The organism is Bradyrhizobium sp. Crot121 (assembly GCF_059512385.1).
The window spans coordinates 39,670-64,354 of record NZ_JCAMOR010000045.1; the positions used below are offsets into that span (position 1 = coordinate 39,670).

General features: G+C 60.4%; 28 protein-coding genes and 1 pseudogene. 6 read left to right on the forward strand and 23 right to left on the reverse strand.

Annotated features, from left to right (window positions below):
- Window positions 1-26: 26 nt before the first annotated feature.
- From AC5ZGW_RS30150 to AC5ZGW_RS30160, 3 genes are all read left to right on the forward strand, one after another.
- Window positions 27-221, forward strand: a complete 195-nt coding sequence (locus AC5ZGW_RS30150) for a hypothetical protein (RefSeq protein ID WP_245474865.1) — start codon at window positions 27-29, stop codon at window positions 219-221.
- Window positions 222-923: 702 nt separating this feature from the next.
- The gene (locus AC5ZGW_RS30155; protein WP_130227757.1) at window positions 924-1,187 is read left to right on the forward strand and encodes a type II toxin-antitoxin system HicA family toxin; all 264 of its coding nucleotides are present in this window, start codon (window positions 924-926) and stop codon (window positions 1,185-1,187) included.
- The gene (locus tag AC5ZGW_RS30160; protein ID WP_130227758.1) at window positions 1,184-1,432 is read left to right on the forward strand and encodes a type II toxin-antitoxin system HicB family antitoxin; all 249 of its coding nucleotides are present in this window, start codon (window positions 1,184-1,186) and stop codon (window positions 1,430-1,432) included. Before AC5ZGW_RS30155 ends, AC5ZGW_RS30160 begins: the two co-directional genes overlap by 4 nt.
- Before the next feature lie 144 nt (window positions 1,433-1,576).
- Here AC5ZGW_RS30160 and AC5ZGW_RS30165 read toward each other — a convergent pair whose 3' ends face one another.
- The 13 genes and pseudogenes from AC5ZGW_RS30165 to AC5ZGW_RS30225 form a co-directional block, all read right to left on the reverse strand.
- Entirely contained in the window at window positions 1,577-1,813 is a 237-nt protein-coding gene (locus tag AC5ZGW_RS30165; RefSeq protein WP_028169047.1) for a hypothetical protein, read from the reverse strand.
- Window positions 1,810-2,763: a hypothetical protein gene (locus AC5ZGW_RS30170; protein ID WP_130227759.1), complete on the reverse strand. Its 954-nt coding sequence runs from the start codon at window positions 2,761-2,763 to the stop codon at window positions 1,810-1,812. Before AC5ZGW_RS30170 ends, AC5ZGW_RS30165 begins: the two co-directional genes overlap by 4 nt.
- A 127-nt stretch (window positions 2,764-2,890) precedes the next feature.
- On the reverse strand, window positions 2,891-3,193 hold the full coding sequence (locus AC5ZGW_RS30175) for a hypothetical protein (RefSeq protein WP_496114002.1): 303 nt from the start codon (window positions 3,191-3,193) through the stop codon (window positions 2,891-2,893).
- Between the two features lie 80 nt (window positions 3,194-3,273).
- A complete protein-coding gene (locus AC5ZGW_RS30180) occupies window positions 3,274-3,462 on the reverse strand; it encodes a hypothetical protein (RefSeq protein WP_165435361.1) in 189 nt (62 codons plus the stop codon).
- A gap of 150 nt (window positions 3,463-3,612) precedes the next feature.
- On the reverse strand, window positions 3,613-3,831 hold the full coding sequence (locus AC5ZGW_RS30185) for a hypothetical protein (protein ID WP_165435362.1): 219 nt from the start codon (window positions 3,829-3,831) through the stop codon (window positions 3,613-3,615).
- Between the two features lie 1,186 nt (window positions 3,832-5,017).
- Complete coding sequence (locus tag AC5ZGW_RS30190) at window positions 5,018-5,503, reverse strand: hypothetical protein (protein ID WP_130227761.1); 486 nt, start codon at window positions 5,501-5,503, stop codon at window positions 5,018-5,020.
- A gap of 213 nt (window positions 5,504-5,716) precedes the next feature.
- Window positions 5,717-5,920 carry a PRC-barrel domain-containing protein gene (locus AC5ZGW_RS30195; protein ID WP_130227778.1) on the reverse strand — a complete coding sequence of 68 codons (204 nt, stop codon included), beginning with the start codon at window positions 5,918-5,920 and terminating at the stop codon, window positions 5,717-5,719.
- 1,231 nt (window positions 5,921-7,151) lie between these two features.
- Window positions 7,152-7,589, reverse strand: a complete 438-nt coding sequence (locus AC5ZGW_RS30200; protein WP_130227763.1) for a SpoIIAA family protein — start codon at window positions 7,587-7,589, stop codon at window positions 7,152-7,154.
- Between the two features lie 35 nt (window positions 7,590-7,624).
- Complete coding sequence (locus AC5ZGW_RS30205; protein ID WP_283813287.1) at window positions 7,625-7,753, reverse strand: hypothetical protein; 129 nt, start codon at window positions 7,751-7,753, stop codon at window positions 7,625-7,627.
- Window positions 7,754-8,438: 685 nt separating this feature from the next.
- Window positions 8,439-8,633, reverse strand: a pseudogene (locus tag AC5ZGW_RS30210) (SOS response-associated peptidase); the annotation flags it as partial.
- Window positions 8,624-8,860 (reverse strand): hypothetical protein, encoded by a 237-nt coding sequence (locus AC5ZGW_RS30215; protein WP_130227765.1) that lies wholly within the window; start codon window positions 8,858-8,860, stop codon window positions 8,624-8,626. The pseudogene AC5ZGW_RS30210 and the gene AC5ZGW_RS30215, both read right to left, overlap by 10 nt.
- A gap of 217 nt (window positions 8,861-9,077) precedes the next feature.
- Entirely contained in the window at window positions 9,078-10,754 is a 1,677-nt protein-coding gene (locus AC5ZGW_RS30220; RefSeq protein WP_245474866.1) for a SulP family inorganic anion transporter, read from the reverse strand.
- A gap of 574 nt (window positions 10,755-11,328) precedes the next feature.
- A complete protein-coding gene (locus AC5ZGW_RS30225; RefSeq protein WP_130227767.1) occupies window positions 11,329-11,676 on the reverse strand; it encodes a hypothetical protein in 348 nt (115 codons plus the stop codon).
- A 370-nt stretch (window positions 11,677-12,046) separates the two neighbouring features.
- Here AC5ZGW_RS30225 and AC5ZGW_RS30230 point away from each other — a divergent pair, with 370 nt between their 5' ends.
- A complete protein-coding gene (locus AC5ZGW_RS30230; RefSeq protein WP_130227768.1) occupies window positions 12,047-12,403 on the forward strand; it encodes a hypothetical protein in 357 nt (118 codons plus the stop codon).
- 91 nt (window positions 12,404-12,494) lie between these two features.
- Here the strand turns inward: AC5ZGW_RS30230 and AC5ZGW_RS30235 are convergent, their stop codons facing one another.
- The 3 genes from AC5ZGW_RS30235 to AC5ZGW_RS30245 all read right to left on the reverse strand — a co-directional run bounded on the left by AC5ZGW_RS30235 (window position 12,495) and on the right by AC5ZGW_RS30245 (window position 16,917).
- Window positions 12,495-13,739 (reverse strand): tyrosine-type recombinase/integrase, encoded by a 1,245-nt coding sequence (locus AC5ZGW_RS30235; RefSeq protein ID WP_130227769.1) that lies wholly within the window; start codon window positions 13,737-13,739, stop codon window positions 12,495-12,497.
- A 1,523-nt stretch (window positions 13,740-15,262) separates the two neighbouring features.
- A complete protein-coding gene (locus AC5ZGW_RS30240) occupies window positions 15,263-16,180 on the reverse strand; it encodes an NADP-dependent oxidoreductase (RefSeq protein ID WP_130227771.1) in 918 nt (305 codons plus the stop codon).
- Between the two features lie 17 nt (window positions 16,181-16,197).
- Window positions 16,198-16,917 (reverse strand): cytochrome P460 family protein, encoded by a 720-nt coding sequence (locus AC5ZGW_RS30245; RefSeq protein WP_245474867.1) that lies wholly within the window; start codon window positions 16,915-16,917, stop codon window positions 16,198-16,200.
- 333 nt (window positions 16,918-17,250) lie between these two features.
- Between AC5ZGW_RS30245 and AC5ZGW_RS30250 the strand changes: the two genes are divergently transcribed.
- Both AC5ZGW_RS30250 and AC5ZGW_RS30255 read left to right on the forward strand, forming a co-directional pair.
- The gene (locus tag AC5ZGW_RS30250; protein ID WP_245474868.1) at window positions 17,251-18,756 is read left to right on the forward strand and encodes an MFS transporter; all 1,506 of its coding nucleotides are present in this window, start codon (window positions 17,251-17,253) and stop codon (window positions 18,754-18,756) included.
- Between the two features lie 2 nt (window positions 18,757-18,758).
- Complete coding sequence (locus tag AC5ZGW_RS30255) at window positions 18,759-19,460, forward strand: alpha/beta fold hydrolase (protein WP_130227772.1); 702 nt, start codon at window positions 18,759-18,761, stop codon at window positions 19,458-19,460.
- 159 nt (window positions 19,461-19,619) lie between these two features.
- Here AC5ZGW_RS30255 and AC5ZGW_RS30260 read toward each other — a convergent pair whose 3' ends face one another.
- From AC5ZGW_RS30260 to AC5ZGW_RS30290, 7 genes are all read right to left on the reverse strand, one after another.
- The gene (locus tag AC5ZGW_RS30260; protein WP_130227773.1) at window positions 19,620-20,960 is read right to left on the reverse strand and encodes an MFS transporter; all 1,341 of its coding nucleotides are present in this window, start codon (window positions 20,958-20,960) and stop codon (window positions 19,620-19,622) included.
- A gap of 51 nt (window positions 20,961-21,011) precedes the next feature.
- Entirely contained in the window at window positions 21,012-21,815 is an 804-nt protein-coding gene (locus tag AC5ZGW_RS30265) for a sensor histidine kinase (RefSeq protein WP_130227774.1), read from the reverse strand.
- 69 nt (window positions 21,816-21,884) lie between these two features.
- Window positions 21,885-22,496, reverse strand: coding sequence for a DUF1993 domain-containing protein (locus AC5ZGW_RS30270; protein ID WP_130227775.1), 612 nt, complete (start codon window positions 22,494-22,496; stop codon window positions 21,885-21,887).
- 93 nt (window positions 22,497-22,589) lie between these two features.
- Window positions 22,590-23,165, reverse strand: a complete 576-nt coding sequence (locus tag AC5ZGW_RS30275; protein ID WP_130227776.1) for a cytochrome P460 family protein — start codon at window positions 23,163-23,165, stop codon at window positions 22,590-22,592.
- Window positions 23,166-23,390: 225 nt separating this feature from the next.
- Window positions 23,391-23,672: a GNAT family N-acetyltransferase gene (locus tag AC5ZGW_RS30280; protein ID WP_245474870.1), complete on the reverse strand. Its 282-nt coding sequence runs from the start codon at window positions 23,670-23,672 to the stop codon at window positions 23,391-23,393.
- Between the two features lie 12 nt (window positions 23,673-23,684).
- Window positions 23,685-24,422 carry a peroxiredoxin-like family protein gene (locus tag AC5ZGW_RS30285; protein WP_130227777.1) on the reverse strand — a complete coding sequence of 246 codons (738 nt, stop codon included), beginning with the start codon at window positions 24,420-24,422 and terminating at the stop codon, window positions 23,685-23,687.
- Window positions 24,419-24,685: LysR substrate-binding domain-containing protein (locus AC5ZGW_RS30290; RefSeq protein WP_496114003.1), on the reverse strand; the 267-nt coding region annotated here is incomplete at its 5' end. The genes AC5ZGW_RS30290 and AC5ZGW_RS30285, both read right to left, overlap by 4 nt.

Below are 24,685 nucleotides of genomic sequence, written 5' to 3' on the forward strand. Positions count from 1 at the left end.
CTTTCAGGCTGGGTCGAGAGAAAGCCGTGAATGACGATCGCAACCCCCTGCTCACGCTGATCTCCTGCATCATCTGCAAGAAGACGATGCGGCTTGAGCGGAGCAGCCCGGGCGACGACGGCAAGGACCTCATTCAATATCGCTGCGAGGAATGCGGGCGCATCGAGCGGGTCCGGCTCGTGCGCAGAAGCTGGCCCCTGTCCGCGAGTAGGGTTGGTTGAACCCTTCTTTATAACAGCGAAAGCTGGATATCGACGCGATGCCCATGCCGCGCCAGAAAGCCGTCCAGTGCCGGTGGCACCTCGCCGCGCTCGGCGCAGCGCTGGCTCAGTTCGGTGGCGATCTCCTCCGAGGCGTCGCGCGACCAGCCTTCGGCGGTGTTGAAACTGACGATGCGGATCGGGTTCTTTAGAGATAGAAAAGCGAAGATCAGGAATACGGGGGGTGAGTTTTTATGTCGATTCGGAAGGCGGGGCTGTTTGGATCATTGCCGGCTCTCCGATGGCTCGGCCACGAACGCCACCATCACCGCGCAAGGCCGCCAGCGACGATCACGCCGTGGTATAGGCCCTTTCCGGGATACGCAGGGCAAACCCTTCTCGCCGCCGTCATCAGCATCTGCCATCCAAGCCGGAGCTTGGAGCGACGAAGAAAACGACGATTTTTGCTAAGCCGCGTCAGTGCAATTTATGCCTATGGGCGGCCAGAAAGTTCAGAATCAATCTTGCTCCTGCGAATAGGCGGGTTAGGCCCGATTCTTCATCTCCAGCGGTTGCAGCGGCCCGCGCCGTCCCGGACGCTTCAGAAACTGATGCTGCACCGCGAAAGCAGCTTCTTGACGGAAAGCGGGAAAATCCGGCAATTAAAATGGCTTTTGCGCCAGTGCTTGTTTAGATCTGGCCGCCTTCCTTTGGGAGCAGCCATTGGTCGACGATCTTCTGGACCGGATGCGGCGAAACCCGCAAGCCGGTTGGACTATTGAGGACGTGGAGAAGCTTTGCCAACAGTATAACGTCTCGTGCGAAGCTGCGCGCGGCAGTGGATCGCACTACAGGCTATTCGGTAAGCGCCTGGATCACATCATGACCGTTCCTTCCGGACGATCGGTCAAACCGATACATATCCGGCGTGTGGTACGTTTCCTTGACCTTGTCCGTTTCCTCGAGCTTATTTGGCATCTTTCATGAATCAGCTGACCGAATATCCCGTGCTGATCCGCCCGTTGCCAGCGGTGGATGGCGGCGGCTTCATCGCGCTGGTGCCGGATCTGCCCGGGTGCATGTCGGACGGTGAAAGTCCGGCCGAGGCTTTTGCCAATGCGCAGAACGCCATCACGGTGTGGATCGAAGCGGCGAGCGAGTTGGGGCGGCCGATTCCATCGCCGACGTTAAGCACGCGGCTGGATAGTCTGTTCCGAAAAGCGATTTACTGACCTCAAAGCTGATCCTGAACCCGCAAATGGGCGGAGTGTGCGCCGTTTTTCCTTTGACCCAGTGCTTACAGAGGCCTGCCCCGTACCAGCGCGTCAGGCGATGCGCGAATGCTCGCGCAGCAACATCTCGCTCCTGGGTGTACCTTAACTACCTTTGCGCGCGTGCTCTCTGAGAAAGTGCGCGTACATCTCCCGCAATTCCGCGACCGGCCCGTCGCTGCCGTCGAGCAGGACCGGCGTCAGGCGAAACGTATCGTGGTCGAACTTCCAGCCTTTGATGCCCATGAGGAAATAGGCTTCTGCGGATGCGCGGAGATAAGTTAGTTCTCTGGCGCGCTTCAGGTCATCGCGGTGGAAAGGCTCGATTGCATCGTGTTTCATGTTCGTCCGGTCTCCATCTCGAACTGCTCGAACGCCGGGCGAAGCGGAATGGTGTCGTGAGAGCCGTCGGTGTAGTCGAGATGGAGATTGTACTCGGCATCGATTTCAGAACGCGTGATCCGCGGTGCAATCGCGAGCGGACCTGCGGGACCACGCTCACCGCGCTCGCCCTTCTGACCCTGCTGGCCGCGCTTGCCCGCGGAAGCGAACAGTTGCCAGTGCTCGCCAGGGCACGGCCCAGGATCGTGACGGTGCGCGACAAAGCTGGACCCGTTCAGCATAACTATGTCGAGCCGTTCGTAGGTTTTTGCGGGATCATAGGTACCGCGGGACCGGATTGTACAACCATCCTTGCCGTCTGCACCGGATCGCGCCAGGCAGGTCCAATCTTCGCTCTCCAGACAAGGCGCTTTTGCGGTATCGCGCTTGGCCTGATAGCTGCCGGTCTGATCGGCCACCACGTTGCCGCGATAATAGATGCGGCCTGCGATGTACGGCTCGACCACCGGCATCGAACCCGGCTCGCCCTTTTCGCCGCGCGGACCCGGTACGCCATCGGCAGGCTGCTTGATCAGCGCCGTCCGCTCTGCGATCTCAGCGCGCATTTCGGCGCGAAGCTCGGTTCGAATCGCTTCCCGCATTTCCGCCTTGGCCGCGCGGATATCGGCCAGCGCCCGTTCCAATTTCGCTGAATTGCAATCCGACTCGCGTCGAAGGCGACCGACCTGTTCGTTGATGCCCTCGCGCAATCCCTCAATGACGCCGTCACGGATCTCTGCGATCTGCTCGCTTACAAGGTTCTGAACGTACTGCGCCCACGAGGCCTGAACGGCTACGTCACTGGCGGCCGCGGTGTTTGCCGCTGCGCGGATGGATTTCTCGGTCGCGATGTTGGTCGCGTCATGTCTGTTAACGCTCCCGAAGCTGCCGTATCGCGATTTGCCAGACATCGATGCCTCCCTCAGTGCAAACCGCCTAAAGTATAGCACCAAAGCAATTCGCCAGGGAGGCAATCCTCTCTCGGGCGAACTGATCCGACAGCCAAATGACGGTGAATTAGCGGTCAGTTGTTTCGACTCAGACGGCGGCTCCGGCCAGCAAGAAAGCGCCGCCGAGCGCGACCAGCACGAGTCCGGGCCAACTGGATTTGATTTCGAAACCGCTACCCGGTCTTTCCGGTTCCAGCGTGTCGCGACCGGAGCGAAGCCGTCTTCCACCGCTTAATCTGCCTCGCCAGATTGGCTGATACGCCATCTGGAGCACGCCGCCGAAAACAAGGAGCACACCAAGCCATATAAGGGTCATGCTGGCCTCCTGCACCGTCTTCCATTCGACGTCTGGCCGGTCGCTCCAGATTAGAAGATCGATCCTGGACGCCATCGGATGCTTTTAGTAGAGCACGACACGCGGGCCGCGCGGATCACGTCCTCAGAAGCTCAGCCGATGCCAATCCCAAAGTATCAGCCTTCGTCCGGCTCTCGCACGACCGGCGGATCGTCGGTTCGATTCTCATCGTCGTCTTCTTCCTCTTCGTCCTCGTCTTCATCCTCGTCGTCGTCGGGATCGCGGGGCGGCATCGTTGCACCTATGATCGCGAAGGCACGCCAGTCGATCCTGACGGAAACTAGCTTGGGGATTTGTAGGGTCATGTTGTTGCTCCTTGGAAGTGACCCTGGGGCATTTTACCCCTTTTCAATAGGGTCAGAACCGGCGGCAATCAAAACGCCAAAGCGCGTCCGGTCTGGCTCAGTTAGCCAACTTGTTCAGAGCGTTGTTCGGCTTAGGCGAACCGAGCGGCCTTACCGGAGGCCCATGCGCTGCACAGCAATTTCCGCGATCTCTCGCGACCCGTTTATGCCTGTCGCGCGGGCCTCGATAACCTTGCGAGCGACCATATCGCAGAACGGGTCGTTACGATCAACCACGCCCAGCAAGTTTAGAGCTTGATTGAAGGCCATATTCAAAAGCTCGATTTCTTGCGGCGTGCGCTTGTCTTTCAACAACCGATTGATTGGCATTGCCCCGCCCTCAGCCAACGCAAACAAAAGCAGCCTTTCTTATAGCACTGGATTTTCCCTGGCGGTCGGGAGAACCATGGAAGGAGCACTGACCCTTCACGAATTGTGCTGCTTTCGTCACTTGAATCGGCATCGAAGTAAGGATGGCCACCAACCGCTAGGCATCCCACAGATGCTGGGCGGCCCCATTTTGTTGGCGGTCCCGATAGCAAATGCACATTTCCAAGCGCATACTTCAGGCATGGCGACAATTGTTCAATGCGATTGCGGCGCCGAGTACAGACGCACTGAAGAGAAGTTCTTGGTGCCGCATACGGGTGACGCGATCTGCGCGGTCTGCGGAGCTGCGCTAGAATCGTGGACAGAATGCACCCACGTCCCCATATATGAACTTATTGAACGTCCTGGCAGCAAGCCGGAGTCATTGGCGTGACGGACGAAACCAGACATGGACGTCAACGTCAGACCTTATCGCGGCATTAGAACGAATTGGACCGAGCGCGGAGGCTGCTCGATTGTGGAGTGCAAGCGGCCGGGGAAATGAGAGGAAATGCATAGCTTCGCGCCGCGACCGGCCCGCAGGCTTCACCGGGCTTTTCGTCGCCCGACCTTAGGAAGGTCCATTCGGATGCGCCAACGCGGCAAGAAATCGGGTCGCCGCACTTGCGACGATAGCAGTCGACGGCAAGCCTAAGCGGCTCGAGCCGCCATCAACGTTCAGCGGCCCGAGCGCAACGCCTTCGTTGCTATCGTCAAGCCGCGCGATACGACACACTTCGTTCAATCCGATCTGCCGCTGCTTTGCCGATATGTCGAGGCGGCAACTCTCGGCGAGAAAGCTATCGTTTGAACTGCCCCGCGGCGCCGTCGTGGACGGCAAGCCGAGCCCCTGGATCGTCGTCCAGGAAAAGGCGATGCGGGCGATGGTGTCATTGTCAGCGAGATTGCGACTGTCGCCACAAAAGCAGGACTGATCCAACGGTCGGCCGTCGCGCCCCGGATTTAGATGGACCGAAGCCATGGGACAATGAGCTTTGAACTTGCGAGTCCGGTGCCAACGGTGAGCTGAACGATAGGTGAGCAAGCACCGATACCTTTGCGCCATGAGCGACAGAGCCGTTTGGTCGCCTCGTCGCCTCGCGTTCCCGGCTATATCTCACGCAGCATGGCTAGAAACCGTCCCCGGTCAGTCGGCGAAAGCGCGCGGTCTGAGATGCGCGACGTAATCGCGCGCCGCCCGGCTCAATGCCCGCATGGTCTTCCAGGCCTCCGTGGCCTCAAGCCATGCTTTGAGTTGTCGGAATTTGCCATAGGCCCACGCGAATGTGGGGATCTTCATCAGCTTGTCGCGCGTGAGCCTGAACAGGCGCTCCACAAGTATGAGCTTGAGAAGCTCGCCGACAATCAATGTCACGGCGCTGCCCAGGATTTGGCCAGTTGCGGCGAGGTAAGCCGCCACAGGTTTAACCGGCTCCAGGATAATCACAGGCACGGAAAACAACGCCAGCGAGGAATATGGCGGTAGCGACCTGATCCAAGCCCGCAATCTGCGCAACATCACGTGTCTGGCAATCCAGTCGGACACCGGCTTCGCCACGGCCATGAAGACCACGTCCACCACGAAGTACACCACGGCGATGAGGTAAGTGAGGAATTTCAGGATTCTGTTCACGATCTTCCCTCCGCAAACCCAAAGCCCGACAGTTCAAATAGTTTCATTCGTCCCTGCCGTCGGGTTGCCGCTTGGCGGTTCCATGGGGAATCCCGCGCGCTCTCAGGGGATGCTCCCTGGGGCTCGGGAACTGGCACCGCGCCGCTCGTATTTCACGCCTTCTGGAATGATCTGGAAAGCAGGGCGCGCGCTGGGCGGCGCGCAGCCGATGGTCTAATTCTCCACGAGCTTGATGGTTGAGACCGGCCACCGTCCATCATGACCTTTGATCGAAATCCGAAGCCCGTGCAATTCATCCAGCCATACGTTCTCAACAGTGCCTGCCTTTCCATCGGTAAGGACGACGGTTTTGCCGATCAATTCGGATTGCGCCTCACCGTACTCACGCAAAATCTTGACGCACGGCGTTTCACCGATGGCATTGCTCGTCCATGTTCGGCCGAGCCGTCTGTGCTGTCCCACAGCGGTTCAGCGGCGAGGCCTGTCCCAGCGCTCAGCCGCCGGAATGATCGATGGTGACTGCTCTTCCAATTCGCGGAGCCGGTGGATTTGCGTTCTAATGCTCGCTGGCAATTCCGGCTCCGGTTTCAGCGACGCACGCAATCTCTCGCCGATCTCTCGAACAATGGCGCGGCTGTGTTTGTGGTCTATGTCAATCCGGTTGGGCATAACGAAGCCTCGTTCGGGGCAAGAATGCGCCCAGCAGCGAAGACCTACGCCCCCTAGCTCTCCTGCTTGCGAGCACGGCTGGCCGTTCCGAATGGAACCGGAGACCGCCGCTTTTGGCTATCTGCGCGAGCGCTGGTTTGAGAACAGCGGGTCTTCTATTAGCGACCTTTGGCTATCCGCGACATGCGCCGTGTTAGTACCGGCGAGCGACGGTCTCATGTTTTTTCTAAAGCCTAGCAGGCTCTTTCGTTCCTTGATCCTTTGATTGCAACCCGATGTTCCATTCGGAGAACCCGGACTCGGTCGGCTGGGTCTTAGACGATGGCCCAACGGACACACGGATAGCACTCGGAACCATTTCAGAGAGTGCCCGGTTAGTTTATGGGACGATAAAGGGGACCGTCGCTATGAGGATCAAATATCTCGCTGCGATTGCGATAGCCGTTCTTGCCGCTTGTACTGGGCTGGCCGTCATTTCTCTCGGCCCGCTGCCCCCCGAAAAGCAGTCCACGCCGACCGCTACGCAAATGGCGGACCGATTGGCTCAGTCCTTTGACCCGTTTTTCGATGCGGCTAGTGGCTAACAGCCGGCATTGGCGGCGCTGCCCGAGTCATGGCGGGGCGCGGCTGACGATATTTGCAGGCTGTTCTCGCCCACGGCAAAGATGGCTGCTCTCGGGCGCATCGAATGCCCCAGAGCCGAATACGCTGGCCGTGGATTTTAAGCGTGTCGCCGTCGGCACATCGATAGCCGCATCTGCGCGAGGGGACGCAACTTGAAATCGATTTCGTATTCAATCAAGCGAACGCTGGGGATGCGCGATCTGGCTTGAGATCAATTGTGATTTCTCGATCATAACCGCGCGAGACCTTTAGCTCGAACACGACGTAGCTGCCTTGATGATCGGCCGCGAGAATATCAATGAATTGCCCCCCCGCTGGGAACTAGACACCCGTGATTTCTAGCCAGCTGGCTCGCTCAGGCTTGCCCGGTGATCCACTCTAAAGCTTCACGTTCTTCGCCTTTGTCAAAGGTCCGCACTTCAGGATGCAGGAACAGCCGCATGGTGCCTATGACCCAATACTGCCAGTTATGCCCGACGATAACGGCTATGCGCTCCACCTTCTGGTGGTGATTTTTCACAAAGCCGATGTGCTTCTCGAACGCAGCGATATCTTCCCAGCCGCCAAACTTCGAGGCGTCAACCAGCAAGCTTATGTTGCCCTGCTGCTGCAAGAGGGAATCGATCTGCGGTGCAAGCTGCCGAAAGTCCCCGGCCTTCAACTTCTCAGGCACGGTTATTTTCAGCACACGATCAAAGATCAGCTCTGTTTGGATCATTGCAGCTCTCCCATGCAGCGGTGGCTCCGCCGCGCGCAAGAAGAACCAGACCGCCAGCAGCGCGGCGTCTTCCAAGCCTAGACCTCACGCCGCTTTGGGTCGGCGCTATGTCACTGCACCAACGTTGCAATTACTAGAAGCGCATCGGCACCCGCCCCTTCAAATGCCAGGTAGAGTACTGCAGCGATCAAAACTGCGAAACCCGCAAAGACGAGTGTGCGTTGTTTGGAAGTTTCCATGGTCGAACTCCCTAACTAGAATAAATTCCTTGCATGGAGGATAACGTTAGACCCCAAAAAAGTAGCCGTGTGTGGGGCCGTTCACACTTAGACTGCTGTAACTTGGCGCGTGGTTAGTTAGCCGAGCCGTCTTGCACGTAGCCAGTGCGACGACCGCCCCGTCCCGGTGCTTGGAGACGATGCCCTCAGGCGGAGCTTGCAGGCGTGTGTTCGAACATGGCCGCGCCGATCTCGCCCTGCATGCGTTCGTTGAGCTAAAAGCCGCCGCTGGATTTGGCGAACGGCTTAGGTTAGCTAGTCCTTTCTCTTCGGCGTGGTTGTCCACTGTGGTCCGCTGCCAGGTCGCCACCTTTCAGCGAACCAGAATGCAACAATGGCGGCAAACGAAAGCAGAAAAACTCCTGCGCAGAGAACAAAAGCTTGTACAGCGTTGGTCATGGCGACCTCCAAGGCCGTAGTGGGATGATCACCGTCTGCGGCCTTACTGAGCGCAGCATTGATCTGGATTAACTTTGACCGATCAATCTAGGTCAGCATCGATGGCCGAACCCATGCACCGTTGCGCTGCACCATCAGCCGGTAGCCGTCGTGCTTGATTTCATGGACCCACAATGGGCCGGACGGTGGCCGGGTCACCTTCGTCGGCTGGCAGGGTTCGCTGTAGCCGGGGGGCCGCCGCATGCGGTCATGCGGCCGTCGCTCGATCCTCTTTGTCGGCCCCGCGCATGACGATCCTGAGCGCATCGTCCGGCAATGGCCGCTGCAGCGCCTTGGCTTCGTCCCATGGCGCGCGCATCCAGACGTCGCGCTCCAAGTCGGTCGTCAAGATCACCGGCATGGCTTTCGGGTGAATAGGCTTCACAGCCGCGTTCACCTCGGTCGCTCGCGCCGCAAGTATCGGAGGTAAGCTACGCGGCTCTGATCAAGCGGGAAGCCGTCACCTTGCCGCTGGATCACGCCTTCGGCTTCGAGCTTGCCGATGTAGGTGCGGCTGCAATCGAGATGCAGTGCCAGTGCGGACGCGCTGACGGTCGCGGGCTTGGCGGATTGCCGTCGAGAGACCGGCTTGGCGACGGGCGGGCGATCAATGGTGACGGTCTCGGTCATCAGCGTCATTCCTGTTGCGTCGGTAGGATACTCCGATTGCAGCGTCAGCGTGAAGGCGGTCTCTACCGCAGCCCCACTTCCGCTTTCGGCGGTACTGCGGACATGACCGGACTCGTTGCTGGCTCGGCTCGGTCGCGAATGACCCGGCAAGGTTGAAGGGCCGGCGGTTCGTGAAAGAACTCTTTTAAAGTCGCGGTCAAAGGGAACGGCTGCCAAGTTATTCCTCGTCCGGCGGCAATTCGGCCGGATGCGCCTTGCTGTATGCCTTCATCGCCTGACGCAAAGTCGGAAAGATGCGTTGCTCGTGTTCCGCTCGGTAGAGGTCGATCTCCCGTAGCCACATAAGAAACTCAGTCTTGCGGCCCGCAATGATGAGGGTGGCGCCGCGCGCCTCCAGCGCCTTGCGCAGGTCGCGGAAAGCATACAGGCCGTTGATATCGACGTCGCTAATTGGAATTGCGTCGATGACAAACCACTGCAGGCCGGGGCTTGCTGCATCGGCCGCAGCCAGTGCTCGCTGCTTGAAATAGTCGGCGTTGAAGAACGTCAGAGGCGCATTGAAGCGAAAGAGCGTGAGGCCGGGGAATGTCCTCGCAGACCGATGCCGCTCGATCGAATGAAAACCGGGTAAGCCAACTACCTTGCCCAGCACCTCGGCGCGCGGGCGCGCGGTTTGCTTTACGAAGCGCGCCAGCGCGAACGCCACTGCGATGAGAATGCCGTTGATCGCCCCCACCGCCACGACGCAGAGCGTAGTGATCATCGCCAGTCCGAATTCGAGACGGTCGATCTTCCAGATTTCTGTAAGCGCTTTCACGTCAAAGAGCGAGAAAGCCGCAAACACCAGTACCGCTCCGAGGGCCGCGATCGGCACGTATTGCAGCGGCCCGGTCAAAAACAAAAGCACGATCGCTATCGCGGCCGCGGCGACTAGCCCAGTCACTTGCGCACGGCCTCCCGCAGCGGCGCCCATTGCAGTGCGCGAGTCGGCTCCGGTGACGGCAAAGCCTTGCGACAGGGCCGAAGCGATGTTGGCTGCACCATAGGCCGCTAGTTCGCGATCGACGTCGATTTCGTAGTGACCCTTCGAGGCAAAGCTGCGGGCCGTCAATGTGCCGCTGGTAAAGAGTACGAGGGCTAACCCGGCCGCGTCGGCTACCAGTGACGGCAAGTGTTCGAGTGGAAACGTCGGCCAGCGCAATGGTGGCAGCCCGGCAGGAACTGTGCCCAGAATTGCGACGCCCTGTGCGTCAACTTTCAATATGGCAGCCGCGGCGCCCGCAACGATCAGCACAACCAGCGCCGCCGGTATGCGCGGCAAGAACCGTAGTGAGATGAAGAGTACGACAAAGCTGCTGGCTCCTACCGCGAGCGTCGGCAAATGGGTTTGCGGAAGCTTAGAGAAGACTTCGAGTAGCCGAGGAACGATGCCATGCGACTCGATTGAAAATCCAAGCAGTTTACCGACTTGCCCGAGAAAAATGCTGATCGCGATGCCGTTTAGGAAGCCTACAAGGATTGGCTTGGATAGAAAATCTGCCAATGCCCCGAGGCGAAAGAAGCTCGCGCCAATGCACAACAGGCCGGTGAGAAACGTCAGCGCGATCGAGAGCGAGAGGTAGATTTCAGCATCGCCAGCAGCGAGCGGTCCGATTGCGGACGCGATCATCGCGCAGACCGCTGCATCGGGGTTCACGATCAGTTGGCGCGACGTACCAAATATTGCGTAAGCGACTAGCGGCAAGACGCTCGAATAAAGGCCCACGATAGGGTTGAACCCGGCGAGTTGGGCGTACGCTATCGACACAGGCAACGCGACCGCCGCAACCGAAATACCTGCAACGAGGTCGTACCGGAAGTCTTCGGCAAATTGATAGCGCGAAAGCGCCTGCACGCCTGGTGCGATGCGTGTTAGACGTTTAATCGTGTTAGCGGATGCGGGACCCGCTGCCGGTATCTTAGAACCCATTTGTACATTGTACCGAAAGCAACACATCGAGTCCGCAATCTATTGCCACATCGCGTCGTTTTGCTGCGCTGCCGAATTTGGTCGCTATCGCGGCATAGCGGCATTGAGTAGGACGGGCCGCTTCCCCTGTAACTGCAACCACGGATTTTCTCGCACCGGATATCCTCAATAAGCGCGGTCGCGCGGTCCCCGCGGGTCCTCCGTGGTCTGTAGGACCCGGTGATCGATGCGGATGGTGCCATCGTTGGGGGCTGTCATCCTCCTCGCTCGCATCTGCGCCGTTCTCCAGTGTCAGGGTCGGGAATGCTGATCGCGCTGCTGCAGCGCATGCGGCGGTGCGGCGTCTTCGCGCTGGCATCCAGATGATCCGGCCCGCGAATGCGGCCGGATCGAAGCCGAGCGTGCGAACAATCAGCCCGCGAAGTCATCGTGCCGAGGCCGGTGCCGGTGACCGCCTCGTCTGCCGGGAAACGGCCAGTCACGGTACGTTCAGCTAGGTCTATTTCTTTTTGGCAAGCATGGCGCGCGCCTCATTGCAGATGGTCCTGACGGCAGCAGGATCATTTTTGGTAGCCTTCTCATAGACCGGATTGTCTTTCAGGAAGTCACCGATCATCGGCTTCTCACCGTAGACAACTTGCTCCCAAGTGAAGCCGTTGCCCTCGATCACGGAGATGGTCATTCCGCGAAGCTTGCCATCTTCCCCCGTGGTCAGATTGCAGCGCTTCTGCGCAATCATGTAGATGACGGCAGCTATCGCCGCACTGTTCTCCTGCTCGGTGTTCTGGGTGAACGCTGGTGTTGATGTGGCAAGGATAATGGCAGCGGTGAGGATCAGGCGTTTCATTGGCTTATTCCTTTTGGAAAAAGGAAAGGCAGCCAACCGAACCGCCCGTTGACATGGATCAAAGAAACCGAGCGGCACATCGCCGTTCAAATCCGACAACTGTCGAATTCGCCCGCCTCGCAGCCAGCCTCGCCGGTGCGTTATTTCGAGGTGGCCGCTACCGACACCGGGCGAGGCAAGCGCGCATCAGCGGCTTTCGCACGCGGTGCGTTGATCGATCAGCACAAAATCCGCTCCCGACACCAACCCGATGCCGCAAGCAGGCCGCGAAATCGTCGGGCCGGACCCAATTCGTTTTAACAGATGCTTAACGCAGTGGGCGTAAGGGTCGCGCGTCGTGGTGATGCTAGGGGGTGAACCTGAGCTAGGAGTGAACCTGATGATCACTCGGACACTTGCTGCGGCGCTCGCGGGAGCGACTCTGTTCGGCCTTACCGCGCAGGCCGCGCCGACGCCCAAGCACAAGGCGAAGCCGGCAGTCACCGTCACAGTGACGGTGACGAACTCGCGCAAAGCGGATCTAGTCCAACTGGAGGCGGCCCAGTCCGGCTCTTCAGACTGGAAGAAAGTGGTCGGCCCGGTGAAATCCGGCAAGCAAGCGTCGGCTAAACTGCCGCAGGCCAGTGATTGCCGCTTCGATTTGCGCGGGATGTTCAACGACGGCGAGTCGATGGATGCGTCCGGCATCAACGTCTGCGCCGATAAGACGCTCAACCTGACCGATTGACGCGGCCCCTCTCGCGCTGGCCGGAATGAGAAAAACCCGGCCAGCGATGTGCTGACCGGGTGCAGACCGGCGCTGGCGTCGCTTTTATATCTCACGCCGCGAGCAGGTCCCGGTTGAGTTGTGCAACTTGGGGCGTCTCGGTCAACGTTTCGCGCAATGACCGTTCGATGACCGTCGCCATCTCGCGCCGCAGGTCGAACTTGTCCCAGCGAGCATAGACCGCCGTCACGCCCTTGCGGGTATGCGCGAGGATCGCGCCGATCTGTTCGAGCGAGTAGCCCGACTTGTCGAGGATCGTCGCGGCGGATCGGCGAAGATCGTGCGGCCGCCACGGCTGCATCCCGAGGCCTTCGACGATGCGCTGGGCCGCTTCGTACAACTGCTGCCGCCCGGCTAGCTTGAACAGCCGCACATCCGCATCGCTCTTGAGGTGCGGCCGTAGCAGTTCGAGCGCCAGGCCGGTGAGCGGCGTGATGAACGGGCTACCGGCCTTCATGCGCTCTGCGGGCAGTGACCAGTGGGGACCGTGCTCGCTCGGCCCACTGAGGTCGCGAAGCTCGCTGCCAACCATGCCCGCTACCATCCCCGGCCGTGCCGCCGTCACGAGGATCAGCCGCAGCGCGGTTGCGGCATCGCGCGACACCTTGAACCGTTCCGGCTCCTCCAGAGCCCGCCAGACCTGTTTGATTTCGACGGTACTCAGGAAGCGGTCGCGCGGAACGGAGGCCCCACCGGGCGCGGGAAGGTCCGCAAAAGGGTTGATAGCCGTGAACTTGCGGCCGGGCTGTTTCGCCCACTTGAACATCGCGCCAAGGATAAATCGGGTCTGGTTTGCCGCTGCTTTCTTGCCGCGCTCGTCGGCGATGTCCTGGAGCATTTCGGCGGCATCGTCGTCGGTGATCGAGGACAGCGGGCGGTCGTTCCAGTCGTAGACGCGCCCGATGCGATTGAGCGTATTGAGCGTCTTTTTCCCGGAACGGAGCAGGACCAGCTTGGCGTCGTGATAGAGCGCGACGACCTCGGCATAGGTCTTAGTTTTTTTTTCAGCGTCGAGGCGCTCGACCTTGGCCGCCTGGGGCGAACCGCCATTGGCGACGACCTTGCGCGCGTCGTTGGCCTGTTCGCGCGCCCGCGTCAGGGACAGGTCCGGGTAGCGGCCGAGGGTCAGCCACTCGACCTTGCGGGTGGTTTTGTTGCGGTACGCGAAGGCGAAGGTCTTTACCCCCTTCGGCGTGATCCTGATGCAGAGGCCGGGACAGGTGGAATCGCCGACCGGGTAAGGGGCCTCGCGCGGCGCGAACGACCGGATGGCCGCGTCGGTGAGCTTCGTTCTCATGGATGTCGTCTCTCGGGTTGCTGTTAGCTCTGCTAACAAAAGTGCGAAATACTGTGCTTCGCAGTGAGACCAAGAGAGACGGCAGAAACGAGGCACGAAACGGAAGTTAGCCTGTACCGTCAGGCACTTACCTGTTTCATCTTGTTTCAAGCAGTCTCGCGTGATCTCATCGCGAGACTGAAAAATATTTAGCTTCGCTCAATTGAGTCCACGACCTAGTCGGGCTGTCGTTGGGTATCCTAAGGGCGCCGACGGCCAGCGCGCTGGCGATAGCAGGCGGGAGCATCAGAAAGATCATCCGCCAGGACTTGTCATCGAGGATCGCGCCGGCGATCGCGGGCGCGACGCCACTGGCGACAACCGCGATGGCGGATCAGATACCGACCGCACGGGCTTTCTTGTCGGCGGGAAAGGCCGCGACGGGGCTGATTGCCGATACAGCACTGAACGGGTTTATCACCTATCATGGATCGGCTGACGAAGTTGTTTTCAGCTGAGAACTTGTCTGGGAATCCCTTCAAGATTGAGGATGAACTTCAATCCCCCCTTACCTCAGCGAAACCGACCGGATCTCCGGCTCACGGCTACGTAAGCCACGCTATCATCGCACATGACACGCGCCCCTTGCTTAGAGGCTCTACCGGGCCACCCCTTGTCAGGCACCGAGGACGATTCGCCTCCGTTGGGGGAGGACATATGAACTTCGTCGGTCCTCCCCGTGTACTCTTCTCAAAAAGTGTCATAGGACTCGCGCCCAGCCGCAATGTTGATGGGCAAAGCCGATCTGAGCATGGACCGCCGTCACCGCTTGGCGCAGGTGGTCCTCAAGCCTGTCGATATCGATCTCGCCGCGTGCCACAAGGCCGATTTCCTCGGCTCTTGGCAACAGCGAACGGAAGAGTTTCCGCGGCCCATGCGTAAGAGACGAGTCGGGGCCGCCGTCCACCGGAGTCTCCGAAAACAGGCGAGGCAACTCCCCCCCGCATTGTAGAAATGCTCCACCATCCGCGCTCCGGCATCAGGGCACGTAACGACTGAGCGAAACGTCGTATTGATGAGATCGGAGGTATCCTCCCATAGCGGGACCAGGGGAAAGGACCACCATGTTCCGAGGAGGAATACCTCGTGGAAGGCAACTGCGCCGCCTCGCTGGACGTGAGTGGCCGCTGCGGATCAGTGCGACAGGGTCGCTCTGGTGGACCAAGACATAGCGACCGATAGCCAGATCGCAGTTTCCGGAGCCGGTCATTTCGAATTCGATATTGGCGTGACCAGCGGCGCGCGCGCTCGCGGGCCGTAGTGATCGCGACAGCGCTGCGGTCGATCCGGACGACGCGCCCGTGACGAAGGCGGCCCGGCCGACCGCCTCCACCTGTCGAGACACTTTCCGCGGTGCCGTTCCCGGCTCGAATGCCCCAAGACGTAATTTTGCATCCAACCAGTCTCCTTGTGTTGCTACGCTACGATCCAAAAGGCGACGATGATCCACGAGGAGCGCAGAACCGCTCGCCGTCCCCGAGTCCTCACGGACGAACGCGGATGATCGTTTTCCCGCTCGTCCGCTTGCTCGGATTGAAAGCGGCGACAGCATCATCGAGGGTCGCGATGTTGCCGATGTTCGTCCGCAGTCGTCCGTCCCGCACCCGCTGGACGATCTCACCCAGTTGGGCGCGATCGGACACGAGAACAAAGTCGATCGTCAGGCCGTCGGCAGGCCGTGCCTCGGTCGGGCCGGCGATGGTCACCAGCGTTCCTCCGGCTCCAATCAGGCCTGCGGACCGCTTCGCGATGTCGCCGCCGAACATATCGAAAACCAGATCTACTGTGCCGACGTCTTCTAGGGCGTCGTTCTCGAGAGCGACGAACTCCTGCGCGCCGAAGTCGAGCGCGGTCTGACGGTGGGCGGCGCGTCCGGTGCCGATCACGTAGGCGCCGGCCTCACGTGCGAGCTGGGTGACCATCGAACCGACCGCGCCGGCCGCGCCGTGCACGAGGATGCTCTGCCCTGCCTGAAGGCGGCCGTGCACGAACAGTCCCTGCCACGCGGTCAGGCCCGGCATAGCCACGCTCGCGCCCACCGCGAACTCGACATCGCCCGGCAGCGGCGCGAGGTTGCGTGCCTCGACGGCCACATACTCGGCCAGCGTGCCGCCGCGATACGAGTCCGTGACTCCGAACACCCGCTGCCCGACCGACAGTCCCCTCGTGCCATAGCCAAGGGCGGTGACCACTCCGGCCAGCTCTTGCCCGGGAATCACCGGCGCCCGGTCACGGCCGAAGCGATCGGTCCAGGTCGAAGGCCACGTCAGCTCATCCCAGGTGAATCCCGACGCATGAACCTGAACAACGACGTCGTTGATCGCTGCCTGCGGCTCGGACTGCTCCCCCAGCTTCATTCCCGCCGTTCCCGCGGCCCGGTCCGTTACGATGATCGCCTTCATATGAATTGTCTCCTCGGTTACTTGTCTCTTTGCTGGATATGTTCCAGCGATGAGAGCCCGTTCGACATCTCATGCCAGCGGCACCCTGTGTTGGCGAACCGGTAGCGTTCGTTGACGATTTCATTTGTCCAGCAACGGATAGAATTGGGTCCAGACGTCGTCTTTCTTAGCGCTAGCCATGTGGCAGAACGCGCATTCGGACTTCGGCCGCAGCTAGGCTGTCGGAGCCTTCGGCTCGTGGTGATCGATGTTATAGTAACCCCAGCCTCCAGTGTCGTCGTAGCGCTTGCTATCCTGACGGAAACGTCCGCGCCGTTTAGCTTTCCGGGGAAGAAGCCTCGCCGGGAGGCCTCGGTGCGGGAGCCATCCGGGTTCTCGGCTGGGAGCGTCAGCTGTAGCTCCTTGAAGAAGATCGTTCCCTCCGGAAACTCACCTGTCTTCTTGTAGATCTCGTATGAACCCGGTTTGATATAAACGTTGTGAAATTCAGGAAAATTGGCCTTCCCGCCGTTGAGCGCGTTCGGAGTGACAGGTGAGCCGACGAACACCCACTCATTGAAATTCTCCGGCAGTATCAAGTCGCCGGATGCGGTATATTCGGGGAGACAGCGCTTCCTCGTCGGTGCGCCGATGTTATTGGATTCGGATTGCGCGAATACAGCTGTCCTGCCAACTGCGCTGGAAACCGCTCCGGCGATCAGTAGGGTAAGGCGCCTACCTTTTTTCTCCCCGACCATACTTTTTCTCCCACGCAATTGAGTAATCTCCGTCCGAGATTGTCCCGCGCGTTACTCGATGAAATCTGCGACAGTGCTAACCATTGATCGCAGCGCGGGACGAAATTTTCCAATAGCCGGCATGTATAGTTTCCATAGCAGCCGAGAATGCTGCTGCGACGGTCCTCTCTGCCATTCATAAATCAAGGCAAGTTGCGCAGACCGCGGCGGCCTCACGCCGCGCGGCGAGGCAATAACTATCGTCTATCGATTCTATGGCGAGAGGCGATTTCCCTCGCCGGGTGGCGACCGCCACGCTGTCAGAAGCACCTACAACGCAATACGAGACCGCGAATGACCACTCCTGCAAACCAGAGTTGGCGAGCTTGTCACCACGAGGCGCAGCCGTTTATAGAGCAGTGCGGCCGCGGCGTTATCGATGCAGAACCCTGCCCGCGAGAGCCCGGGCAGGAAACGGCACCTTGGGGCCGGCGCATGGTGCTCACGGCCTGTGTGATCGCGTCCTCGATGGCATTCATCGATGCGACAGCGCTGCCCGTTGCGTTACCGAGATTGCGCGCTGACCTCGGAGCGGACCTCGCCTCCGTTCAATGGATTCTCAACGGGTATATGCTGGCGCTCGCCTCGCTGACATTGATCGGCGGCGCGCTCGCGGACGTTTATGGCAAGGCGCGCATGCTCGCGTCCGGTTGCGTCCTGTTTGGTCTGGCATCCGCGGCTTGCGCGCTGGCGCCTTCGCCGGCCTGGCTGATCGCTGCCCGCGGCGCGCAGGGAGCGGCCGCGGCGATTGTTACCCCCGCCAGCCTCGCCCTGATCGGCGCCACCTACCGGCGCGCGGAGCGGAACCGGGCGATCGGCATATGGGCCGCGGCATCGGCTCTCACCACCGCCGGAGGTCCTGTCCTGGGCGGCTGGCTGACCGAGACCTTTGGCTGGCCATCCGTGTTCTGGATCAACCCGCCGCTCGCGCTCGTAGCAGTGGGAGTACTGCTGGTCTTCGCGCCCAAAGATGGCCGCATCCAGCGCCCGTTCGACGTGATCGGTGCCGCGATCCTCGCTTCGGCGCTCGGCGCGCTTGCCTGGGCGCTTAGCCAAATCGGACGCAGTGAAGCTTGGGCGGCCGCAGGCGCTTCCGCCCGGACGACCACGGCACTCACGATCGTCGCCGGGCTCGGCATTGTCGGGATCGCCGTCTACGCGATCTGGGAGCGCGGAAGCGCACACCCGATGACGCCGCCCCGTCTGGTAGAGAACCGCGCTTTCCTCGGACTGAACGTCGCGACGTTGATGGTCTATACGGGGATTTCGATCATGTTCTTCCTGCTACCTTTTGAGCTCGTCGATCGGCGCACCCTGTCGTCGACCGATGCCGGGCTGGCATTTCTGCCCTTCACGCTCGGCGTAGGGCTCTTGTCGAATGTCTTCGGTGGCTTGGCGGACAAGATTGGCGCGCGGACCATGCTCATCGCGGGACCAGCAGGTGCCGCACTGGCCTACCTCTGGATGGCGCTTGGTCAGAAAGAATCCTTGATGCTCGGTGTGATCGTACCGATGGCGCTGCTTGGCCTGTCCTTCGCTGTGCTCGTGGCGCCGCTTACCGCGTCCGTCATGTCGAGTGTTGACCAGACGGACGAAGGGCTCGCCTCCGGCGTCAACAATGCGGCGAGCCGGATTGCGCAACTTGTCGGCGCGGCCCTGGCCGCCGGTGTCGCGTCTTTCGAGTCCGGTTACAAGGTCGGTCTCGTCGTAGCCGCTGCGACCTCGATCTGCGGCGCCTTTATAGCTGCAACAACCCCGACGCCGGCCGTGGCGATAGCGGGCGGCTCGGGAGAAGCTTAAGAATGACAGATTACGTTCTGATCCACGGCGCGTTCCACGGCAGTTGGTGCTGGACTCGCGTGCGCCGCCTCCTGGCCTCAAAAGGCCACCGGGTGTTCACGCCGACGCTGACCGGTCTTGGAGAACGGTCGCACCTCTTGAGCCCTGAGGTCAACCTCGGCACCCACATCGCGGATGTCACCAACCTCATGGTTTGGGAAGAACTGCGCGACATCGTCCTGGTCGGACATTCCTATGCTGGATTTGTCGTGCGCCACGTCGCCGACCGGATGTCAGACCGGATTCGCTCGTTGATCTACCTCGATGCCTTTGTGCCAAACAACGGCAAAACTCTTTTCGACTACGTACCCGACAAGGGGAAGAGATTCCGAGAACTCGCCGCGGCGAACGGCGATGGTTGGAAGGTCCCGCCGCCTCCGGCATCGTTCTTGGCAGTGAACGCGGCAGACGCCGATTGGGTTGACCGACAGTGCACGGTGCAGCCATTGTCCACTTTTGAAGCATCGGCGCAGATCAGCGGCGCTTGTGACACGATTCCGAACATCGGATACATCCGGGCGCGGAGCTATGACAGCCCTTATTTCGACGGCTTTTACGAGCTCGCAGGAGAACGCCGCTGGTGGCGAGAGGAGTTTGCGTGCGGGCATGATGTGATGCTCGACATGCCAAACGAGCTGACAGCCCTGTTGCTGCAACGGGGCTAGGGACAGGCCTATTCAGTCCCATTCTAGCGGAGGCAAACATTCGCCACGCGGCGGGCGTTGGTGATCTCGGCCGCTGTGTGTACCCAAAACCTATGCCCCGGACAGCGCACACATTGCCACACAACCTTCGACGAGGTGCTGGCGTCCGGCATTTTGACGCTATCTGAACCGACGAGCGCTGCTGGTAGCGGCTCCCATCAGAGCGAAGGCCGTTCCGGCGACCAGACAAAAGACCGCGCCATGATCTCCGCCCAAGCCGAAGATCAGTGAGACCAAGGCGGAACCAAGTGACCATCCGACGTAGCGAGCCGCGGCATTCATCCCACTCGCGGCCCCGCTACGCCCTATGGGTCCAGCCGTCATCATCGCGGTGTTGTTCGGGGTCTGGAAAAGGCCAAAGCCGATACCGCAAAGGGCGAGGCGCCAAACGACATCCCACTTCGCCGGAGTTGTCGGCAAGAAGACCATCAGAAGTAAACCGGCCGCCAACAACGCCAAACCAATGCTGCAAATCACCGAGGCGGGGTAGCGGATTGTCAAGCGGCCGGCGATTGGAGCCGTGATGGCCGTCATCAACGGCCAGGGCGTCAAGAGAAAGCCTGTTTCCACGGCCGAAAGATGCATCCCCGCCTCAAGCAGAAACGGCAAGGAGACGTAAGCCAGGATTTGTGCAGCATAGGAGCAGACAGATGTCCACGCCGATAGTGCAAACAGAGGTATACGGAAAAGATCGAATGGCAGCATTGGCATAGAGTGCTGGAGCTGTTGTCGAACGAAGAGGCTGAAACAGAAAAGACCTGCGACGATCTCTCCCATCGCAATGCGCCTATCGCCAATACCCAACGTACCGACACCGACGACGAAAAGCCCGAACGCCAACGCATTGAGAGCGGCCCCGATCAAATCGAGGGGACGAGGAACCCGAACGTCTGATGGTGCAGCGGCAATAAACAGCGGTACCGCAAGGCCGAATGGCACATTCACCAGAAACAACCAGGGCCATCTTGCCACGGCAAGTATTGTCGCCGCGATGGTAGGCCCCAATGCTCCAGGTATCGCCACCGCTAATGCGACCAACGCGAGGCCCGTACTGACCATGCGGTACGGATAGATCACGCGTATAAATGCAATGCCGGCCACAGCAACCCCGGCCGCTCCGACACCCTGAATCAAGCGCGCACTCACCAGCATCGGCAATGTTGGAGCGAAAGCGCAACCTAACGACGCGAGAACAAAAATAGCTAGACCCGCGGCATAAACGCGCTTCAGACCGAGTGACTCGACCAGACTTGCGACGGGCAACAAGCAGACTGTTGCCGAAAGCTGATAGGCATTCACGACCCAAACGGTCGCCGCGTCACTACTAGCGAATGAACGCGAGATATTGGGTAAGGCGATATTCACGATCGCGCTTCCGAGGGAACTTAGGCCAAGTCCAAGCAAGATGCAGAGCATTGCCCAGCGGCGCTGAGATGCCGTTAAACATTCGACGCCGCCCATCAGAATGCAATCTCTGACGCGGCCTTTCGGCCGCCGACTTTGCGCATACTCTCAGCTTTCGGCGGCAGTCGGTAAGTAGAGCTTTATGCATGTGCCCTGTTGCGGCATGCTGTGAACTTCAATGTGGCCGCGCGCCTGATCAACAAAATGGTGTATCATTGGAAGTCCGAGCCCAGTTCCAACGCCTTGTGGCTTCATCGTAAAGAATGGTTCGAATATCTTTTCCAGGATGTCGGAGGTAATGCCGCATCCAGAATCAGTGACGCATAGGGAAACATACTCTTGGCCATCGTCGCCTTTGGGCGAGTGAGACTTGCTGGTCTCGATTGTAATGATACCTCCCAGGGGCATCGCGTCTCGACTGTTCATCACAAGGTTTATGATCGCGCATTCGAGCAGGTGAGAATCACATCGGATCCGAGTTTCTGAATCCGATAAAGCCAAGCGCAGCACGATTCCTTCTCCGAGGACGCAGCGCAGCAGGTCACTCATTGAAAGAAGAGCATCGTTAAGTTGAAATAGGTTGTCCGATTGATGAACCGGTTTACGCGCAACCGTCATAAGACGATGCGCGAGCTTGCCGGCGCTAACTAATGACCGTTCTGCAACTTCTATGAGAGAACCGAGGTCAGACGCACGGCCTGCGGCAACATGCACGCGCATCAAGCTAAGGGCGCTGGCCATGGTCTGCAATCTATTATTAAAGTCGTGAGCAACCCCGCTTGCGAGTACGTCTATCATATGCATGTCGTTGTCCCGCCCAACCGTCTCGTGGAAAACTCGCGCAATTCTCATCTCAGCCTTGAAGTCCGCGTCGCCTTGCAGCGCGCCAATGACCTCTCGCAACTCGCTCACTATCGGCGTCCCCTCGACTTGCTTTCCTGTTTTGAAAGCCCCGGCCGTGCCGCGCGCCCCGCCCGCCTCTCATGAGTAGTCACCGCCGCTCTGCTGACTGAGGTTGCCGAGATAGTCGCGCTTCCCGATCTTCGCTCCGAGGTGCCGAAGGATCGCGTGCGCAATCGAGATGTGGAAGAAGAAGTCGGGCAGCACCAGGTGCCGGATGTAGTCGTCGCCGCCGAACCACCCGCGCACGATAGGCGGCGTCAGCTCGTATGTGTGGGAGCGCGCGCCGGCAATCTCGTCCGGCTGCACGTTTTGCAGGAAGCCGCGCGTCTCGAGGAGCCGCCCCTTCAATGCCGAATACATCATGAGGGTGTTGTGGGGTGCTGGCGCGTCACGCTGCATCAGCTTCGCCATGTGGGCGTCGACCTTATTGCAGCTTACGGAAAACTGTTCTCCGAAAGTCAGCATGTCGGACGCGAGCCGCTCGCCAAGGATCCTTCCAGGCTCGAATCCCCTGGTCCGCTCGAGCGCTTGGGCGTGGTCGAGATAGTCGTCCATCACGTTCAGTCCGTGCACCATGATAGGGACCGTGATGTCATAGACCGACAGGGACACGTCGAACTCCATGCGCTCGTTTGTACTCTGAACGTCGGTCGGACCCGAAAGGTCGATCACCGAAACGAATGGCCACAATAGGCTCTTCAATCTTCCGGCTTGCCGCACCAGCTCGCGGGCATGACCTCCGCGAAACCGCGGCAAGAGGAGAGCGTCGAGGCATACTGTCGCCTAGTTACGCAGGGCGGGATATCCATTCACATAAATCCAGTCCGTGGCCTGGGCCGGCACGTGGCACCCCTGGCAATCGGAATGGTAGTCCGTTGAGGTGGTTTTGAACGGCTTGTCAGCGTCGAACCACGACCATCCCCACCCGTCACCCCACAACGGGTTGCCGGGGTGCGTTCCCTTGCTGTCTCTCACCATGACGAACCAGCCCTTGAGCTTGTCGGCGTGGCTTATCGTGCCGGTGGTCATGTCGTTCGTCGAGGTCGCGAAGACTTCCTTCACCAGCACGGCGCCGTCCGGGAAGTGCCCCGTCTTCCGGTAGGCGTCGATCGCCCCCGGGGATCCGTAGACGGCGTGGATTTCTTTCGAGCCCTGGCCGCTGTCGGCGGCAATCGCCCAGCTCCCGAGCGCTTGGTAGAGGGTTCGGTAGTCCGTCGGCACGCGCAGGTGCCCGGCGGCGTCCGCCACGTTCGCGGTCGGGCCGGCGGGAGTCGTTCCGCTGATCTGCGCGAGCGCTGCCACAGTGCCGGCGACCGGCGAGACGGCGACAGCCACGCCGACAGTCCTCGATAATTTCATGGGGGTCTCCTTTGCTGCTCGCGCACGGCACGGTGACTTAGCGCGACGGCTTCAATCACTTTTTCAATCGCTGCGGAGCCGACCGCGTGTGCTCGGCCGGCCTAGCAGACCCAAAGATCGGACGAAGCCGACGAAATTAGAAATTCCCTTTGGACATGCATTCGATAGGCGTGAGGTATCGCCGTCCAAAAGCGCCGTGCGCGCCGGCGTCCCGTCTGTCGGCGATCAGCCGTCGAGGAATGCGGCGTACTCCGGGTGCCGGGCGGCGTAGGAGGACATGAAGGGACACTTCGCGATCACTCTTTCCCCGTCGCGTCGCAACGCTTCGAAAACGCCATGCGCCAGCCTCGATCCGTACCCTAGGCCGGATAGCTTTTGTGGCACCTCCGTGTGGAGCAGAACGACGCGACCGTCTTCGATCTTGTAGTAGGCGACTGCGAGCGCGCCGTCGCCGAGGGACATTCCAAACCGCGTCATTGCCGCATTGTCCCGGATGTCGTTTTCCACCTTCGGCCTCCGTCACTTGAACGTGGAAGCGGCCTGGCGCAGCGAGGCCAGGATTTGCGCCGGCTCCTTCCGTATCGTGAAGTCGGGCTCGACGAACGCGCTGCGGATCCGACCTTCTGCGTCGATCACGTAGGTCGCGGGAATGGGCAACATCCACACCGGTGACCCATGCCGCGCGCCGAAGTCGAACCCTAGCCCGGAATAGTGCGCCTTGATCTCGTCGGGCACCCGGAACAGCACGCCGTACGACATGGCAACGCCATAGTCGACGTCCGAGAGCACCTTCAGGTCCAAGCCCAGGCGCCGCTTGAGCTGCCGCGGGAAGTCTCTCGTCTCGGGTGTCACGACTGCGAGGGTCGCGCCGATGCTCTCGAACTCATCCTTCGCGGCCTGGAGGGCGCAGAGCTCAGCCGTGCAGAACGGACACCAGCCGCCTCGGAAGAAGCTCAGGACGAGGGGTCCGTTGCGGCGCAGCTGTTCGGAGGAGTGGAGACGGCCGTCGGCGTCCGGCAGGAGGAAGTCCGGCGCGTCGTCTCCGACCTTCAACGCGTGGGATGCCACGTCTGTATCGCGGAGCCTGGCTACGAGGTGGTTGTATGCCTCCCAGTCCGCGGCGCTGAACGTGGTCAGCAGCTCTGTGCGAACCCGGGCGAGTGTCTTGTCGGTCTGGTTTAGCATCGGTGGGTGGTCATCAGGCTGAGGATCGATTGGCTGGAAACGGTTGGCCGCCGGCGCGCGTGTCGTGGTCATGTGGGCGCCCTCGCCACCTCCGGGAGCGTTGCGTGCGGCACGCCCCGGTCGGGGACTTCGACCGACCAGTCGCGAAGCCGCGCGACCTTGACGAAAGCGTCCAGCGCCGGGGAGTAGCGACGCCCCTGGACAGCCAGGAGCCGCACCTCCCGCGAAACTGGATCGCCTTCGAGCGGAATGGTCTTAAGCGTCGGAAGGCGCGGCATGTGCTCGGGCGCGAGTATCACGCCGAAGCCAGCAGCGGCCATGTGCTGCAGGTGCAA